Raw genomic sequence first — 17,586 nt, 5'->3', positions numbered from 1 at the left:
ACGAAATCGAAATCGTCGGTATCAAAGACACCCAAAAAACCACCTGTACTGGTGTTGAGATGTTCCGCAAACTGCTAGACGAAGGTCGTGCAGGCGAAAACTGTGGCGTACTACTCCGTGGTACCAAGCGTGAAGAAGTCCAACGTGGCCAAGTACTAGCCAAGCCAGGTTCAATCACCCCGCACACCAACTTCGACGCCGAAGTATACGTACTATCAAAAGAAGAAGGTGGTCGTCATACTCCGTTCCTAAACGGCTATCGTCCACAGTTCTACTTCCGTACTACTGACGTAACTGGCGCAATCCAATTACAAGACGGTACAGAAATGGTCATGCCTGGTGACAACGTTGAGATGAGCGTAGAGCTTATCCACCCAATCGCTATGGACAAAGGCTTACGTTTCGCTATCCGTGAAGGTGGCCGTACTGTAGGTGCTGGTGTAGTAGCTAACGTAAAAGACTAAGCGATACTGATCTCAGCACAAGCTGACATCGAGTATTGAGTAGTGAAAAGCCATCCTTTATAGGGTGGCTTTTTTTTGGGCGCTTATAGAGGATTATGGGGTTTATTGGAAAGGGGCAGGGAAGGTGGTACTTCATAAAGTATGTTTTTTAAAGCTATAACTATCAATAACTGCAGTAAGTGAAAATACCGTTCTTTTTGTTTTTAGTCTATTGTGTTTTTTATGAGAGCTTGCTATATTAACGCTGCTTCTAATAAGTCAGTTGGGACATCGATTTTTACTTATTTATTTACTTAAGTAAGACTGATGTAGCCGCAAAATGACTAAGAGCAAAGCTCGGTAAAAATGATAATTTTACCGCTAAGGGCTTGCATTCTATGCTAAATATTGTATAATGCTGTCCTTTACACCCATAGGCGATTGGCTCAATTGGTAGAGCATCGGTCTCCAAAACCGAGGGTTGTAGGTTCGAGTCCTACATCGCCTGCCATCTTCTTATCACATCTTTGTTGTACCTCACCATCTCCGAAGCGAGTTCTTTATGAGCAATAATCAAGATAACCTCGAGAATAAGTTATCTGATGCCAAGGCGACGGCGAGCTCGATGCTGACTAAAGGTAAGCACGTCTCAGCAGGCAATAAGACCACTGCGGTTGAGGTTGCTAAGACAGGCTCAATCAAAGATTTGATTTTGTGGCTTGTAGCCGCAGTAGTATTAATTGCAGCAACATTGGTCAATCAGTATTTACCTGGTTATTGGCAGCCAGCCAACGATGTCTGGGTGCGTATTGGCATCATTGTTGCTTTGGTTGTGGTTGCTTTGGTATGTTTGGCCTTAACCCATCAGGGTCGCGCTTTTAAAATTTTACTAAAAGACGCTGCGGTTGAGCTACGCCGAGTGACCTGGCCGAGTAAAGACGAAACCTTTCAATACACATGGCAAGTGCTTGTTGTGATTGCGATTGTTGGGTTCTTTATTTGGTTGTTGGATAACTTCTTTAATTGGTTCGTTGGTATCTTTATTGGCTAGTCACACGTATTAGTGGGCAAGACCAAAATGGACGGATAACGATTTATTTATAATGATCAGGAGCGTGATATGCGTTGGTATATTGTCCAAGCATTTTCAGGATATGAAAAGCAAGTACAGCGTTCATTAACTGATCGTATCAACCGCAGTGAGTTTGCTGATTCGTTCGGTGATGTGTTGGTGCCGACAGAAGAAGTCGTCGAAATGAAAGACGGCAAAAAGCGTAAGAGTGAGCGTAAATTCTTTCCAGGATATGTATTGATCCAGATGGAAATGAATGACAACACGTGGCACATCGTCAAAGACTGTCCACGTATTATGGGCTTTGTTGGCGGTACACCAGAGATGCCAGCACCTATCACGCAGGCAGAAGCGGATCGTATTTTGAACCGTCTGAATCAGACTGAAGCTGACCCACGTCCTAAGACGCTCTTTGAGCCAGGCGAAGAATTGTTGGTCATCGATGGTCCATTTACTGACTTTAAAGGGTTGGTAGAAAAAGTGGATTATGAAAAGTCTAAACTACATCTGACTGTAAACGTATTTAATAGGCCGACTCAGGTCGAGCTTGAGTTTAGTAAAGTTGAAAAACTAGACTAAACCTATAAAGTTCATTAACCGGGGAGCTGTTTTTCGACAAGGTTTCTACCATGTTGATTTGGCGCTATCACCCATTTAGGAGAATATCATGGCTAAGAAGATTGATGGTTACATCAAACTGCAAGTGCCTGCAGGTAAAGCAAACCCTTCACCACCGATTGGTCCAGCTTTGGGTCAAAAAGGCGTGAACATCATGGCGTTCTGTAAAGAATTTAACGCAGCGACCTCTAACCAAGAGCCAGGTCTGCCGATTCCTACAGAAATCACGGTATATAACGATAAGTCTTTTACCTTTATCATGAAGTCGCCACCAGCTGCGTTTTTACTACGTAAAGCTGCTGGTATCACGAAAGGTTCTGGTACGCCAAACACCGCAAAAGTCGGCAAAGTTGATCGTGCACAACTAGAAGAAATCGTGAAAACTAAAGACGCAGATTTGACTGCTGCTGATCTTGACGCTGCTGTTCGTACCATCGCTGGTACCGCTCGTTCAATGGGTATTACCGTGGAGGGTGTGTAAATGAGTAAACTTACTAAGCGTCAAAAGCTAATCGCTGATCGCATTGAAAACGAAAAGCTATACACTCTTGAAGAAGCGGTTCAAATCCTAAACGATTTGCCACCTTTGAAGTTCAAAGAGTCTATCGACATCGCAGTAAACTTGGGCGTTGACCCACGTAAATCTGACCAAGTCGTTCGCGGTGCTACCAACCTGCCTGCGGGTACTGGTAAAACCAAACGCGTTGCCGTATTCGCTCAAGGCGCTGCTGCTGAAGCCGCCAAAGAAGCTGGTGCAGACGTTGTAGGGTTTGAAGACCTAGCAGAAGACATTAAAGCCGGTAACATGGACTTTGACGTTGTTATCGCAGCTCCAGATGCGATGCGTGTGGTGGGTCAACTAGGTACTATCCTAGGTCCACGTGGCCTAATGCCTAACCCAAAAGTTGGTACAGTAACGCCAAACGTTGCGGAAGCTGTGGCCAATACCAAAGCGGGTCAAGCACAGTATCGTGTTGACAAAGCGGGTATCATTCACACAACTATCGGTCAAGTTGGTTTCACGACTGAACAAGTTGCCCAAAACGTTCAAGCATTGATCTCAGATCTAAAGCGCGCTAAGCCTGCGACGTCTAAAGGTACATTCATCAAGAAAATCACCTTGTCTAGCACCATGGGCCCAGGCATCACTATCGATCCTGTTCCTTATCGCGTGGCTAAATAGTTTTTTGTATAAAAATTACTCGATATTCAACGATTTTGAATAAAGAGTCCATATTGTTTTAAAGAATTAGGTCAGCGTAGCAAACGCTATGCTGTCTAAGACCGTAGGTAGAGAGCTGTTTTACGTCATTATTAAGTGGTCTTTTGATAGTTAGTGATGACGGTAAGCTGCTTTTGTTAATCGACGACAGATGAAAATCTTAGTTGTCCTACGCAGACGGTGACCCACCCAGTTGTTGATAAGAGCCGATAAACCGGTATTTATACCAATCTATCACTCGATGTCAGTCTGATAACGGTGCCGTAATCAGTCGTTATGAATAAACTCTATTTTTAGAAGTTATGAATAACGTGTCGTATCAAGTCAGTCTTAGCTGATCGTTTTTAACTAAAAGATGAGCGGATTGATAAGATTAAAGGAGTCAACTTATGGCATTAACGCTAGAACAAAAACAACAAGTTGTGGCTGAAGTGTCTGAAGTTGCTGCTAATGCTTACTCAGCAATAGCTGCCGAATATCACGGTCTTGGTGTTGCACAGCTTACTAAGCTGCGCGAACAAGCTCGTGAAAAAGGCGTCGTTTTGAAAGTGGTGAAAAACACCCTAGCAAAACGCGCATTTGAAGGCACTAATTTTGAGAGCATGTCAGACCGTATGACTGGTCCACTACTTTTGGCTTTCTCTATGGAAGATTTGGGTTCTGCTGCCAGAGTCGTTTTCGACTTTAGCAAAGAAAACAAAGCATTAGAGACCAAAATAGTATCAGTCGGTGGTGAAGTTTATGGTCCAGAAGAGCTAGAGCGCGTATCGAAGCTACCAACTCGCGACGAAGCAATCTCTATCTTGATGGCAACTATGAACGCACCAGTGACCAAGCTTGTCCAGACTATGAACGCTGTTCCTGGCAAGTTCGTTCGCACTGTAGCGGCAATCAAAGACGCAAAAGAAGCTGCTTAATTGCTTGTTTTAACGTAACTTTGACATCGCTGGTTGTACTGTATTGCCAACTCTATTTGCATATTTGGCAAACGACCAAAGCGATATTAAAATCAATTAATTTTTATCAGATAACGGAGAGTTCTCATGGCACTATCTAAAGAAGATGTGTTAAACGCAATCGCTGAAATGTCAGTAATGGACATCGTTGAGCTAATCAGCGATATGGAAGAAAAATTCGGCGTAACTGCTGCTGTTGCTGCTGCTGCACCTGCTGCTGCCGCTGGTGGCGCTGCTGCTGCTGAAGAAAAAGACGAGTTTGACGTTGTTCTTGCTAGCTTCGGCGACAAGAAAGTTGGCGTTATCAAAGCCGTACGTGAAGCAACTGGTCTTGGCCTAAAAGAAGCAAAAGATTTGGTTGAAAGTGCTCCAGCACCAATCAAAGAAGGCGCGTCTAAAGACGAAGCTGAAGAGTTGAAAAAGAAACTTGAAGAAGCTGGTGCAACTGTTGAACTAAAATAAGTTTAACGCTGTACGAAAAAAAAGCTGGTAATGCCTTGCATTGCCAGCTTTTTTTTACTATAATTCGTAGCTTGACCTTTTGTGTCTGCCAACATACGTATGCAACATCACGGTGGATACCCATCAAAAGGACAGACGATATACATGCAAGCACACATGCCAGTTTTTAAAATCAGTGATATGAGCTAAACGTCTTGAGATGTTTGGCGTTTTTTTGTGTCTGCATGCTTTTCCATTAACGCTATAGTTTACACTGATTCTAAAAGTTATAGTTATCCCCAATATTATTAGTTCTAATAAGCTGTTTATCTTAGGTTATTTATTTTGCATGGTTGTACTGTCAGTATGTAGGCTCGTAGACGGTAGATATCAGCGACGATATTGGTTTTGATGAGTGACAGCTGATGGGGTTTTGGCTGGATGGTCTAGATAAAAGACCTAGATGCTGATGACAAAACTTGATAGAGGTGCTAAGCCGGCACTGGTAGTAAAGTAGTCATTAACAAAAGATATAAACTGAACACGAACACCTGTTTTATATTAACGTTTACGTTGCTATGTTTGCATAGTATTTATGCACGCATGCCACGCTTTTAATTTGTTTCCACGTTTACTGTAAGGACTCTCGATGGCATATTCTTATACTGAAAAAAAGCGTATTCGCAAAAGTTTTGCTGAATTGCCCACTGTAATGGACATTCCCTATTTACTGTCTATTCAAGTAGATTCTTATGAGCAATTTTTGCAAGAGCACAAAAAGCCGAAAGCTCGTGAGAATACTGGTCTGCAAGCTGCCTTTTCATCTATTTTTCCGATTGAGAGTCATTCTGGTAATGCAGAGCTACAATTCGTTGAATATTACTTAGGCGAGCCTGAGTTTGATGAGCGTGAGTGTATCTTACGTGGCTCAACGTATGCAGCACCGATACGTGTCAAGATCCGTTTGATTATCAAGGATAAAGACAGCAAAGACAAAGACAGTAAAGCGGCGATCAAAGACATCCGTGAGCAAAGCGTCTATATGGGCGAGATTCCACTGATGACTGATAACGGTACCTTTATTATCAACGGTACTGAGCGTGTCATCGTATCACAGTTGCACCGCTCGCCTGGTGTGTTCTTTGATCATGATAAAGGTAAGTCGCACTCAAGTGGTAAGGTGCTTTACAACGCTCGTATCATTCCTTATCGCGGTTCGTGGTTAGACTTTGAGTTTGATGCCAAAGACCTAGTATTCGCGCGTATTGACCGTCGTCGTAAGTTACTTGCGTCTATTATCTTACGTGCGCTTGGTTTGACGACCTCTGAAATCTTAGATTTGTTCTTTGATAAAGTAAAAGTCTATAAGGGTGAAGAGCAGTTTGAGATTGATCTGGTTGCTGATCGTCTGCGCGGCGAGATGGCGCAGTTCGATATCGTGTCACCTGATGGTGATGTGATCGTCGAGCAGGGCAAACGTATCAATGCTCGCCGTATCCGTCAGTTAGAGCAAGCGGGTATGACGAAAATTGCTGTGCCTGATGAATATCTATACGAGCGCATCTTGGCTGAAGATATCGTGGTCAATGGTGACGTGATTGCTCATGCCAATACGCTCATCGATCATGAATTGTTGGTCAAGCTCAGTGCGTTCGAAGCCAGTGATGCACTCAAAGAGTTTAGCATTTTGTTCACCAACGATATCGATCAAGGCAGTTATATCGCCGATACGCTACGTGCTGATACCACTTCTAGCCGTGAAGAAGCATTGATTGAGATCTACAAAGTCATGCGCCCAGGTGAGCCACCAACGCTTGAGACCGCTGAAAAGCTGTTTGAGAGCATGTTCTTTAACGCCGATCGTTATGACTTGTCAAACGTCGGTCGTATGAAGTTTAACCGTCGCCTAGGTCTTGAGTTTGAGGACACTGACGACGCTGATATCCAGCGTGCGCGTAGTGTGTTGACCAACGATGACATCATCAATGTGTTAAAAGAGCTGATTGAGATTCGTAATGGTCGCGGTGAAGTCGACGATATCGATCACTTAGGTAACCGCCGTATTCGTTCAGTGGGCGAGATGGCAGAGAACCAGTTCCGCGTGGGCCTTGTGCGCGTAGAGCGTGCGGTCAAAGAGCGTTTAAGCTCAGCAGAATCAGACAACTTGTCACCACAAGATTTGATCAACTCAAAACCAGTAGCAGCTGCTGTCAAAGAGTTCTTTGGCTCAAGTCAGTTGTCACAGTTTATGGACCAAAACAACCCATTGTCTGAAGTCACGCATAAGCGCCGTGTATCCGCGCTTGGCCCAGGTGGTCTGACCCGTGAGCGTGCAGGCTTTGAGGTACGTGACGTTCATGACACCCATTATGGCCGTGTCTGTCCGATTGAGACGCCTGAAGGTCCAAACATTGGTCTGATCAACTCACTAGCGACCTTTGCCAAAACGAACAGCTTTGGTTTCTTAGAAACGCCTTATCGCCGTGTGGTTGATGGCAAAGTAACTGACCAGATCGAATACCTGTCAGCCATCGAAGAAGTTGGTACGGTCATTGCTCAAGCAGATTCGCCAGTGAGTGAAAATGGTGAGCTAAGCGATGAGATGGTCAGCGTGCGTAGCTATGGTGAATTTGTCCGTATGCCACCAGAAAAAGTGACGCATATGGATGTGTCACCAAGTCAGGTAGTATCGGTCGCCGCAGGTTTGATTCCATTCCTAGAGCATGATGATGCCAACCGTGCATTGATGGGTTCAAACATGCAGCGTCAGGCGGTTCCGACGCTACGTGCGGATAAGCCGTTAGTGGGTACGGGTATGGAGCGTCACGTCGCGCGTGACTCTGGCGTATGTGTGATCGCCAAGCGTGGTGGTGTGATCGAAGACGTCGATGCCTCGCGTATCGTCGTGCGTGTCAACGAGGAGGAGATGGTCGCAGGCGAAGCGGGTATCGATATCTATAACTTGATCAAATACACGCGCTCAAACCAAAATACTTGTATCAACCAGCGCATCATTGTCAACCAAGGCGACGAAATCGCGTCAGGGGATATTTTAGCTGATGGCCCATCAACCGATTTGGGTGAATTGGCGCTTGGTCAAAACATTCGTATCGCCTTTATGCCGTGGAATGGTTATAACTTCGAAGACTCGATTTTGCTTTCTGAAAAAGTCGTCAAAGAAGATCGCTTTACCACCATTCATATTCAAGAGTTGACTTGTGTGGCGCGTGATACCAAGCTTGGAACAGAGGAAATCACTGCTGATATTCCAAACGTTGGTGAAGCGGCGCTCTCAAACCTTGATGAAGCAGGTATCGTTTATATCGGTGCTGAAGTAGACGCAGGCGACATCTTGGTTGGTAAAGTCACACCAAAAGGCGAGACGCAGCTCACGCCAGAAGAGAAATTGCTACGGGCTATCTTTGGTGAAAAAGCTGCTGATGTAAAAGACACCTCATTGCGAGTGCCAACATCAAGCAAAGGTACGGTCATCGACGTACAAGTCTTTACCCGTGATGGCGTCGAAAAAGACGCGCGTGCCAAAGCAATCGAGAAGTCGCAGCTCGATAGCTATCGTAAAGATTTAAAAGAAGAGCTACGTATCTTTGAAGAAGCGGCTCGCGGCCGTATTGGTACCTTGCTTGATGGTCAAAAAGTCAGTGGCGGTGCTGGTCTAAAAGCCGGCACAGTCATGGCGTTGGCTGACATGAAAGAGATGAGTCTTGAGACGCTGCTTGATATCCAGCCAGTCGAAGAAGAGGTCTCTGAGCGTCTCACGCAGATCGCTGATTACTTGGTCGATAAGCAAAAAGACATCGATGTGAAATTTGCAGAGAAAAAACGCAAATTAACGGCTGGTGATGACTTGCAGCATGGTGTCCAAAAAATCGTTAAGGTCTATCTGGCAGTGAAACGTCGTATCCAGCCAGGGGATAAAATGGCCGGTCGTCATGGTAACAAAGGTGTGGTATCACGCATCATGCCAGTCGAAGACATGCCGTATGATGAGCATGGCAATACCGTTGACATCGTATTGAACCCGCTAGGTGTACCATCGCGTATGAACATCGGTCAGGTGCTTGAGACGCATTTGGGTATGGCGGCTAAGGGCTTGGGTGAAAAGATTGACGGTATGCTAAAAGCGCAAGCGGCAATCAAAGAGTTACGTGAGTTTTTAGATAAGATTTACAACCAAGTCGGCGGTGAATCAGTCGATCTAGACAGCTTGTCTGATGATGATATCTTGGCATTAGCAGACAACCTACGTGATGGCGTGCCGATGGGTACAGCAGTGTTTGATGGTGCTCACGAGTATCAAGTCAAAGACTTGCTAGAGCTTGCTGGTATGGATCGTGATGGTCAGCAAACCTTGTATGATGGCCGTACCGGTCAGAAGTTTGACCGTAAAGTGACCGTGGGTTACATGTACATGCTCAAGCTTAACCACTTGGTCGATGACAAGATGCACGCGCGTTCAACGGGTTCTTACTCACTGGTCACCCAGCAGCCACTAGGCGGTAAAGCACAGTTCGGTGGTCAGAGATTCGGTGAGATGGAAGTATGGGCACTAGAAGCGTACGGCGCAACCTACACATTGCAAGAAATGCTGACAGTGAAATCAGATGACGTCGAAGGCCGTACCCGTATGTACAAAAACATCGTCGATGGTGAGCAGTACATGGATCCAGGTATGCCTGAGTCATTCAACGTACTGACCAAAGAAATCAAATCACTGGGTATTAATATTGAGTTAAAACAAAGCAACTAAACCCAAAGCAGAAAGATTGCTGTTTAATTTAGTTGTCAACCAAAAGTAGTACGCTTATGGCGACTGCTTTTGGTGATTTGTCTCAACCCGATTCATTGCCTTCATTCATCTAACTTGGCGTCGACAATATGCTGCTAGATGATTATAAAGATAACGGAGAAGCAACTTGAAAGATTTACTCGATATCATGCAAAGCCCTACCGCTAGCGGTAATCAAGAGTTTGATAGTATTCAAATTACCTTAGCCGCCCCTGATGTGGTTAAGTCGTGGTCACATGGTGAAGTTAAAAAACCAGAAACAATCAACTACCGTACATTTAAGCCTGAGCGTGACGGTCTGTTTTGTGCCAAAATTTTTGGCCCAGTCAAAGACTTTGAATGCTTGTGCGGCAAGTACAAACGTCGTAAGTTCCAAGGCGTTATCTGTGAGAAGTGTGGCGTAGAAGTCACCACTGCCAAAGTTCGCCGTGATCGTATGGGTCACATTGACCTTGCAAGCCCTGTTGCGCATATTTGGTTCTTAAAGTCTTTGCCAAGCCGCATCGGTCTACTTCTCGACATGACCCTACGCGATATCGAACGCGTTCTATACTTTGAGAGCTATATCGTCACTGAGCCTGGCCTGACTTCTTTAGAGAAGTACCAACTGCTCGATGATGAAGACTACTACAAAGCCCTAGAAGAGTTCGGTGACGAATTCACTGCCAAAATGGGTGCAGAAGCGGTACAAGACCTGCTCAAAGAGATCGATATCGATATCGAGATTGATGAGCTGCGCGAAGCGATCCCGCAAACAGGCTCTGAAACCAAGCTCAAAAAGATGTCTAAGCGCCTAAAACTATTAGAAGCGTTCCGTGACTCGAATAACAAGCCTGAGTGGATGGTAATGAATATCTTACCAGTATTGCCACCAGACTTGCGCCCGTTGGTACCACTAGAAGGCGGCCGTTTTGCGACATCAGATCTAAACGATCTGTATCGCCGCGTTATCAACCGTAACAACCGTCTGAAGCGTCTGCTCGAACTAAGTGCGCCTGATATCATCGTACGTAACGAAAAACGTATGCTACAAGAATCAGTCGATGCCTTGCTTGATAACGGTCGCCGTGGTCGTGCAATTACTGGTAGTAACAAGCGTCCATTGAAATCCTTGGCAGATATGATCAAAGGTAAGCAAGGCCGTTTCCGTCAAAACTTACTTGGTAAACGTGTTGACTATTCTGGTCGTTCGGTCATCGTTGTTGGTCCGACCCTGCGTCTGCATCAGTGTGGCCTGCCAAAGAAAATGGCACTTGAGTTGTTCAAGCCATTTACTTACAACAAGCTGCTATCGCATGGCCTTGCCACAACGATTAAAGCCGCCAAAAAGATGGTAGAGCGTGAAGAGCCGCAAGTATGGGATATGCTGGCCATGGTTATCCGTGAGCATCCAGTCCTACTAAACCGTGCGCCAACGCTTCACCGTTTGGGCTTACAGGCATTTGAGCCGGTACTTATTGAAGGTAAAGCAATCCAATTGCATCCGCTGGTTTGTACCGCGTTTAACGCTGACTTTGATGGTGACCAAATGGCGGTACACGTGCCATTGACGCTAGAAGCCCAGCTCGAATCGCGCGCATTGATGATGTCAACCAACAACATCCTATCGCCTGCCAACGGTGATCCAATCATCGTACCCTCACAGGACGTTGTACTTGGTCTGTATTACATTAGCCGCTCGTCGATCAATGCCAAAGGCGAAGGCATGATATTTTCGACCGTCAACGAAGCTTTGCGTGCCATTGGTTCAAACGACTTGCATGTCAACGCAAAAATCAAAGTGCGTGTAACAGAAACGCACGTCGATGCAGAGGGTAACGAAAGCAAAGAAGTCAATCTAAAAGAAACGGTGGCTGGTCGTTTGCTTATCTGGAACATCATGCCACAAGGCATGTCGTTTGATGAGTGCAACCAAGAGATGACCAAAAAGAACATCTCGCGTTTGATCAACTCTTGCTACCGTAAAGTCGGCGTCAAAGAAAGTGTCATGTTTGCTGACCAATTGATGTATCTTGGTTTTGCTCAAGCGACATTATCAGGCGTGTCAATCGGTATTGATGATATGGTGATTCCGCCGCTGAAAAAACAAATCATCGAAACCGCCGAAGCTGAAGTTCGCGAAATTGAAGATCAGTTTGAGCAAGGTTTTGTGACTGCAGGTGAGCGTTATAACAAAGTCGTCGATATCTGGTCGCGTACCAACGATAAAGTCGCTAAAGCGATGATGGATAACTTGGCGACCGATAAAGTCATCAACGCCCAAGGCGAAGAAGACGAGCAAAAATCTTTTAACTCTATCTTTATCATGTCAGACTCTGGTGCTCGTGGTAGTGCCGCGCAGATTCGTCAGCTTGCTGGTATGCGTGGTTTGATGGCAAAACCAGATGGCTCAATCATTGAGACACCGATTAAAGCCAACTTCCGTGAAGGTTTGACCGTACTACAGTACTTTATCTCGACGCACGGTGCGCGTAAAGGTCTTGCTGATACCGCCCTAAAAACGGCTAACTCAGGTTACCTAACCCGTCGCTTGGTCGATGTGGCGCAAGATTTGGTTGTGACCAGCGAAGACTGTGGTACCGAAGAAGGCTTGCTCATGAAGCCGCACATCCAAGGTGGTGAGATCATCGAAAAACTCGGCGAGCTTGTTCTTGGCCGTGTGACCGCACGTGATGTGACGTACAATGACGATCCGTCAAAAGTCTTGATTCCAGCGGGTACGTTGATCGATGAGCATTGGGTAAATGTACTAGACAACAACGCCATTGATGACATCTGGGTACGCTCAGTGATCACCTGTGAAGTTGAGCATGGCGTGTGTTCACAGTGTTATGGTCGTGATCTGGCTCGTGGTCATAAAGTCAATATCGGTGAGTCAGTCGGTGTCATGGCAGCCCAGTCAATTGGTGAGCCTGGTACCCAGTTGACCATGCGTACCTTCCACGTGGGCGGGGCGGCAAGCTCAGCATCTGTGGACAACAGCATCTCAGCACGTAATGCAGGTCAAGTGCATTTTGAAAACATGAAAACGGTTGAACACACTGATGGCCACTTGGTTATCGTCTCGCGTTCAGCAGAGCTTGCGTTGACCGATGAGCTTGGTCGTGAGCGTGAGCGCTATAAAGTGCCTTATGGTTCAAGCGTTCTGGTGAAAAACGAAGAGCAAGTCGAAGGTGGCCAGACCATCGCTAAATGGGATCCACACACGCACCCAATTATCACAGAGTTTGCCGGTACGGCACGCTTTAGCGATATCATTGATGGTTCGACAGCGACGGTCAAAGTCGATGATGCAACGGGTATGAGCTCGTTTGAGATTTTAGCGACTCGTGACCGTTCAAGCTCGGCTAAAGATTTGCGTCCTGCTATCATCTTGAATACGGATGAAGGCAAAGAAGTGGTTTATTTCTTGCCAGCGGAAACCATCATCCGCGTCAGCGACGGTGAAAAAGTAGCCGCAGGTTCGGTATTAGGCCGTGTACCACAAGCGTCATCAGGTACCAAGGATATTACCGGTGGTCTACCACGTGTGGCTGATTTGTTTGAAGCACGTCGTCCAAAAGATCATGCCATCATGGCAGAGATGACAGGTGTGGTCAGCTTTGGTAAAGAAACCAAAGGGAAAAACCGCTTTATCATCACCAATGAAGATGGTGAGACGCATGAAGAGCTGATCCCGAAATGGCGTCAGATCAACGTTTTCGAAAACGAGACCGTTGCTCGCGGTGAGATCATCGCTGATGGTCCGCAAAACCCGCACGACATCTTACGTCTAAAAGGTCAAACCGCCCTTGCTGATTATATCGTCAACGAAGTACAGGACGTCTATCGTCTGCAAGGTGTAAAAATCAACGATAAGCACATCGAAGTTATTATTCGTCAGATGCTGCGCAAAGTTGAAGTGACTGATGGCGGTGATTCAAACTACTTTAAAGGCGATCAGGTCGAGTACGCTGATGTCATAGCCTTGAATGCTAAACTGGAAGCTGAGAATAAATTCCCAGTTCAGTATGAGCGTCAATTGCTTGGTATCACCAAAGCAAGTCTGGCAACAGAAAGCTTTATCTCAGCGGCGTCGTTCCAGGAGACTACTCGTGTCCTAACTGCTGCTGCGGTAACAGGTAAAGTTGATGAGCTACGTGGTCTAAAAGAAAACGTGGTCGTTGGTCGCCTGATTCCTGCTGGTACAGGGCTTGCTTATCACAAAGCCCGTAAAGAAAAAGCAGAGCAAAAACTGCAAGAGTCAGATCTAAACGCAGCTTTTGATATGACGGCCAGCACAGATAGTAAAGACTTTGCAAGCTTTGATGAAGCCTTTGCGCAAGAGCTAAATCAAGACAATTAATTGTCTTTGATGTCTTATCACTGTCAAAAAAGCCAGCCTATGTTGCTGGCTTTTTTGTGCACGTACAAAAGTCAGAAAGACGTGGTACTGTTATCCAAAAAAATAGTACACTGAGAAATAAGCCCTCACTTATATTTTATAGAAGGATGAATCGCCAATGGCTGGTAAAACCCGTGTTGCCAAGTATCAAGCAGACCGCACCAATCAAAAACTGTATTTTTGTCGTCTTGCCTGCCAAGCGGCGGGCAGTAGTAGTGATAAGCAGCTATATCAGGCTCATTGTGAAACCGCTATTTTTCATTTATATGGTGCGTTGTTGGCTTTTACTCAGGAGCTTGGACATTTTTATGGTTTAAACATGACAGCGCCGACATTGTGCGACATCGAGCAAGCACTAAGTGCGCGCACGCAGGTATCGCCTGAAGTCCAGCGTTTACAACAGTTGCAGCAGCAGGGCTTTGTGGCCAACATAGAGCGCGCGTATCAGCGTAGCTTGTATGCGGTACCGCCAGATACAGTGATTGATGAGACGCTAGGTGCAAGTAGAGATACGGCAAAAGCGACTGATCTTATTGTCAACGTTGTGACGTTATCGAATCAGTGGCTGCCAGATGAAGCCACCATCCGCGAGTGGCGTCAGCAGCTCTTAGAGCTGATAGATCAGCTGCGTGCGGGTATGGTTGAGTTTTAACCACCTTATAATCCATACTGTTGTTTAACGGCTTTTTGGCCCTACCTTACATGACAGCATCAAGAAAAAAGCGTGTTTGATCATGGTCAAACACGCTTTTATATAACGTATAGTCAGTTCAAAATAAAGTCGATAGGCTCAAATTAACGTGTAACGGGTATACATTTTTCTTGCTTGCTGTGTCTACGCTGACAGATGCTGAGCAAAACTCATACCAGCTGCACTGTATCGGTTTTAAAGTGAATTAACCATACTAGGGCTACTCAGGCATGGCTGGCATACGCTCCACCGGGGTTACCGATAGCGGATTTTGCGGTACGCTATCATGACGCGTCGTTGATGCTGAACGCTCGTCTTCGACCGGCTCAGGTGCTGGCGGCTTGCGCTGCTGGGTGCTGGTTTTGACAGGTTTTTCTGATACAGTGTCGGTAGGCGTATTGTCGTCTTCATCGCTAGTAAAGATACCATCATCCGTCATTTCTATGATTTTTTGTTTTTGTTTTTTGGATTTTGAGCGATTATTGATAGAGACCCATTGATGAGGGGTGTCTTTGAGCTGGGCTTTCATAAAGTCAATCCATACTGGTAGCGCTGCCACGCCGCCGTATTCGCGCCGACCCATGGTCGATGGTTGGTCAAAGCCCATCCAGACGACGGTTGCGTTACTGGGATGAAACCCTGCAAACCATGCGTCTTTTGCTTCGTTGGTGGTACCAGTTTTACCGCCGATATCATCACGTCCCAGTGCTTTTGCTCTTCTTGCCGTGCCATGCTGTACAACATCACGTAATATGTCTGCCATCTCAAAGGCCACTCTAGGCTTTAAGATACGCGGTGCTTGTTTGGCCATTACGTATTGTACTGCAGGCGCTTTTAGGCGATCTGATTGCGGACTGGCATCATAGATACGGCTTTGATCGCTCTGTGTACCTGCTTCGGTATCACGGTCTTTTGAGTCTGCTGCTGCATCTACAGTTGCCGCTTGTTCGAGCGCGCTATCATAGTCTTCTAGCAGTTTTTTGTTGACGCGCTCTAGTTGCTCATTAAAACATGAGGCGCAGGCTTGCTGCGGGTTGGCCTGAAAAAGTAGCTCGTTATTGTAGTTATAAATTTGCTCAATAAAATAAGGCTGTATGCGGTGACCGCCATTGGCAAAGGTTGCATAAGCGGTGGCCATCTGTAGCGGTGTCGCTTGCCCTGTACCCAATGCCAACGACAAGGTAGTTGGCAGCTTTTCTTTATCGAGACCGAACTCGTCTAATAATGTACGAGTATCAGAGATACCGACGGCCTGTAACAGACGAATAGAGACAAGGTTGCGCGATAGATACAAACCGCGACGTAAGGTGATGTCTCCTAAAAAACGCCCGTCAGAGTTTTTGGGTTTCCAGTCTCCAACTTGGATAGGGCGGTCTGAGACGATACTGTCAGGGCGGTAGCCCTTTTCTAGGGCTGCGGTATAGACTAGAGGCTTGATGGTAGAGCCAGGTTGCCGCCAGCCTTGCAGCGCTCGGTTAAACTTGCTGTGATTAAAATCAAAACCACCGACCAAAGCATTGAGCGCGCCTGTTTCTGGGTTTAATGAAACCAGGCTGCCTTGTATGTCAGGAATTTGAGCCAGCTGCCAGCGGTTGCTCGCTGTCGGAATCAGGCGCACAATATCGTTTTTACTGATGACTTGACTGGCATTACTTGGATAATAACCGATACGATCGGCAGAGATGTATTTGCGCGCCCAGCTCATCCCAGACCAGTTAACCGTCACCGTCTCACCCGAGGGGATAGTGGCCTCAAAACTACGAGCATTTACTTTTGTTACTTTGGCAGGTGATAGGTTACTATACCGACGGAAGTTCTCTAATGGCTCATCATTCGCTTCAGCGCCGCGCCAGCCATGGCGATGCTCATAAGCGATGAGACCTTTGAGTACGGCGGCCTCTGCATCGGTTTGCGCTTTGCTATCGACGGTCAGACGTACGCGCCAGCCGCCATGCATGACCTGCTCGCCGTAGCGATTTACTAAGGTAGAGCGTGCCATCTCTGCCAAATAAGGCATATTAACATCGAGTTTTTCTTGATAGAGCTTGATGCCGATGGGGGAGTTGACTGCTTCATCATGCTGCGCTTGACTGATATAACCCAGCTCATGCATACGGCCAATGATCCAGTTGCGGCGGGTCAGGGCGCGTTCAGGATTGGCGACAGGGTTGTACTTAGAAGGGGCTTTTGGCAGACCTGCCAGCATTGCCATCTCTGCAATGGTGAGGTTGTCTAGTGACTTACTATAGTATTTTTTGGCGGCCGCACGGATGCCGTAAGCGCCTTCACCCAAATAAATCTTATTGACATAAAGGGTCAAAATGTCGTTTTTACTGAGCTCGTCTTCTATTTTACGAGCTAAAAATAGCTCAGTTAGTTTACGATTTAAGGTACGCTCTGGGCTCAAAAAGTAGTTTTTGGCCACCTGCATGGTGATGGTTGAGCCACCTGTTTGACTATCATCATCGGTCACCACTTCGGTGACTGCGCGACCCAAACCTTTAATGCTGATACCACTGTGCTGGAAAAAAGACGCATCTTCTGCGGCCAAAAAAGCATGAGTCAGATCCTCAGGGATTTCCTCAAAAGTGATCGGCAATGATAAACGATTGCCGTATTGACCGATGAGTTTGTCATCACTACTATATATCTGCAATGGCATTTCTAGCGTTGCGGTCTTTATCTCTTGCGTACTTGGCAGGGTAGGCGATAAATACATGGCCATGCCATAAAAGCCAATAGGAACTGCCATTGCTAGGACAACCGCCAAGGCTAAACAAGCGATAAATAGCCCTACCAAAAAGTGAATAATGTGAGCAGTAGCATTTTTTTTGGCCATAATAAGACTTATTAATTAATGATTTGCAACAGGTAGTGCATTATACCTTGAACGAAATAGGTAGGTCATAATAAATGTGTAAGTTAGCCTTAATATATAATTTAAATGCTTGA

Annotated in this window: 11 protein-coding genes and 1 tRNA gene; 11 read left to right on the top strand and 1 reads right to left on the bottom strand. The window is 46.0% G+C overall.

The window, feature by feature from the left end:
- From JMX98_RS01720 to JMX98_RS01670, 11 genes are all read left to right on the top strand, one after another.
- Positions 1–464, top strand: a 464-nt coding sequence (locus tag JMX98_RS01720) for an EF-Tu/IF-2/RF-3 family GTPase (protein WP_265089345.1), incomplete at its 5' end; no start/stop codon positions are given.
- 414 nt (positions 465–878) lie between these two features.
- A tRNA-Trp gene (locus JMX98_RS01715) sits at positions 879–954 on the top strand.
- A 51-nt stretch (positions 955–1,005) separates the two neighbouring features.
- Positions 1,006–1,494: a preprotein translocase subunit SecE gene (gene secE, locus JMX98_RS01710; protein WP_100750084.1), complete on the top strand. Its 489-nt coding sequence runs from the start codon at positions 1,006–1,008 to the stop codon at positions 1,492–1,494.
- A 69-nt stretch (positions 1,495–1,563) separates the two neighbouring features.
- Positions 1,564–2,094, top strand: coding sequence for a transcription termination/antitermination protein NusG (gene nusG, locus JMX98_RS01705; RefSeq protein WP_201584062.1), 531 nt, complete (start codon positions 1,564–1,566; stop codon positions 2,092–2,094).
- An 88-nt stretch (positions 2,095–2,182) separates the two neighbouring features.
- The gene (rplK, locus tag JMX98_RS01700) at positions 2,183–2,614 is read left to right on the top strand and encodes a 50S ribosomal protein L11 (protein WP_105244192.1); all 432 of its coding nucleotides are present in this window, start codon (positions 2,183–2,185) and stop codon (positions 2,612–2,614) included.
- Positions 2,615–3,316 (top strand): 50S ribosomal protein L1, encoded by a 702-nt coding sequence (gene rplA / locus JMX98_RS01695; RefSeq protein WP_105244191.1) that lies wholly within the window; start codon positions 2,615–2,617, stop codon positions 3,314–3,316. It begins immediately after the preceding gene.
- A gap of 428 nt (positions 3,317–3,744) precedes the next feature.
- Complete coding sequence (gene rplJ, locus JMX98_RS01690) at positions 3,745–4,272, top strand: 50S ribosomal protein L10 (RefSeq protein WP_198335254.1); 528 nt, start codon at positions 3,745–3,747, stop codon at positions 4,270–4,272.
- A 126-nt stretch (positions 4,273–4,398) separates the two neighbouring features.
- Positions 4,399–4,773, top strand: a complete 375-nt coding sequence (gene rplL, locus JMX98_RS01685) for a 50S ribosomal protein L7/L12 (RefSeq protein ID WP_105244189.1) — start codon at positions 4,399–4,401, stop codon at positions 4,771–4,773.
- A gap of 628 nt (positions 4,774–5,401) precedes the next feature.
- Positions 5,402–9,520, top strand: a complete 4,119-nt coding sequence (gene rpoB, locus JMX98_RS01680) for a DNA-directed RNA polymerase subunit beta (RefSeq protein ID WP_201584058.1) — start codon at positions 5,402–5,404, stop codon at positions 9,518–9,520.
- A 166-nt stretch (positions 9,521–9,686) separates the two neighbouring features.
- Positions 9,687–13,904 (top strand): DNA-directed RNA polymerase subunit beta', encoded by a 4,218-nt coding sequence (gene rpoC / locus JMX98_RS01675; protein WP_201584054.1) that lies wholly within the window; start codon positions 9,687–9,689, stop codon positions 13,902–13,904.
- 157 nt (positions 13,905–14,061) lie between these two features.
- Positions 14,062–14,595, top strand: coding sequence for a DUF6586 family protein (locus JMX98_RS01670; RefSeq protein WP_201584051.1), 534 nt, complete (start codon positions 14,062–14,064; stop codon positions 14,593–14,595).
- Between the two features lie 259 nt (positions 14,596–14,854).
- Here JMX98_RS01670 and JMX98_RS01665 read toward each other — a convergent pair whose 3' ends face one another.
- Positions 14,855–17,473 (bottom strand): penicillin-binding protein 1A, encoded by a 2,619-nt coding sequence (locus JMX98_RS01665; protein ID WP_201584048.1) that lies wholly within the window; start codon positions 17,471–17,473, stop codon positions 14,855–14,857.
- Between the last annotated feature and the right edge of the window lie 113 nt (positions 17,474–17,586).

The sequence above is a fragment of the Psychrobacter sp. HII-4 genome (assembly GCF_904846595.1).
In the GTDB taxonomy this organism is placed as follows: Bacteria; Pseudomonadota; Gammaproteobacteria; order Pseudomonadales; family Moraxellaceae; genus Psychrobacter; species Psychrobacter celer.
Note: the sequence above shows the minus strand (reverse complement) of the source record. Positions and strands in the feature narration are given on the sequence as shown.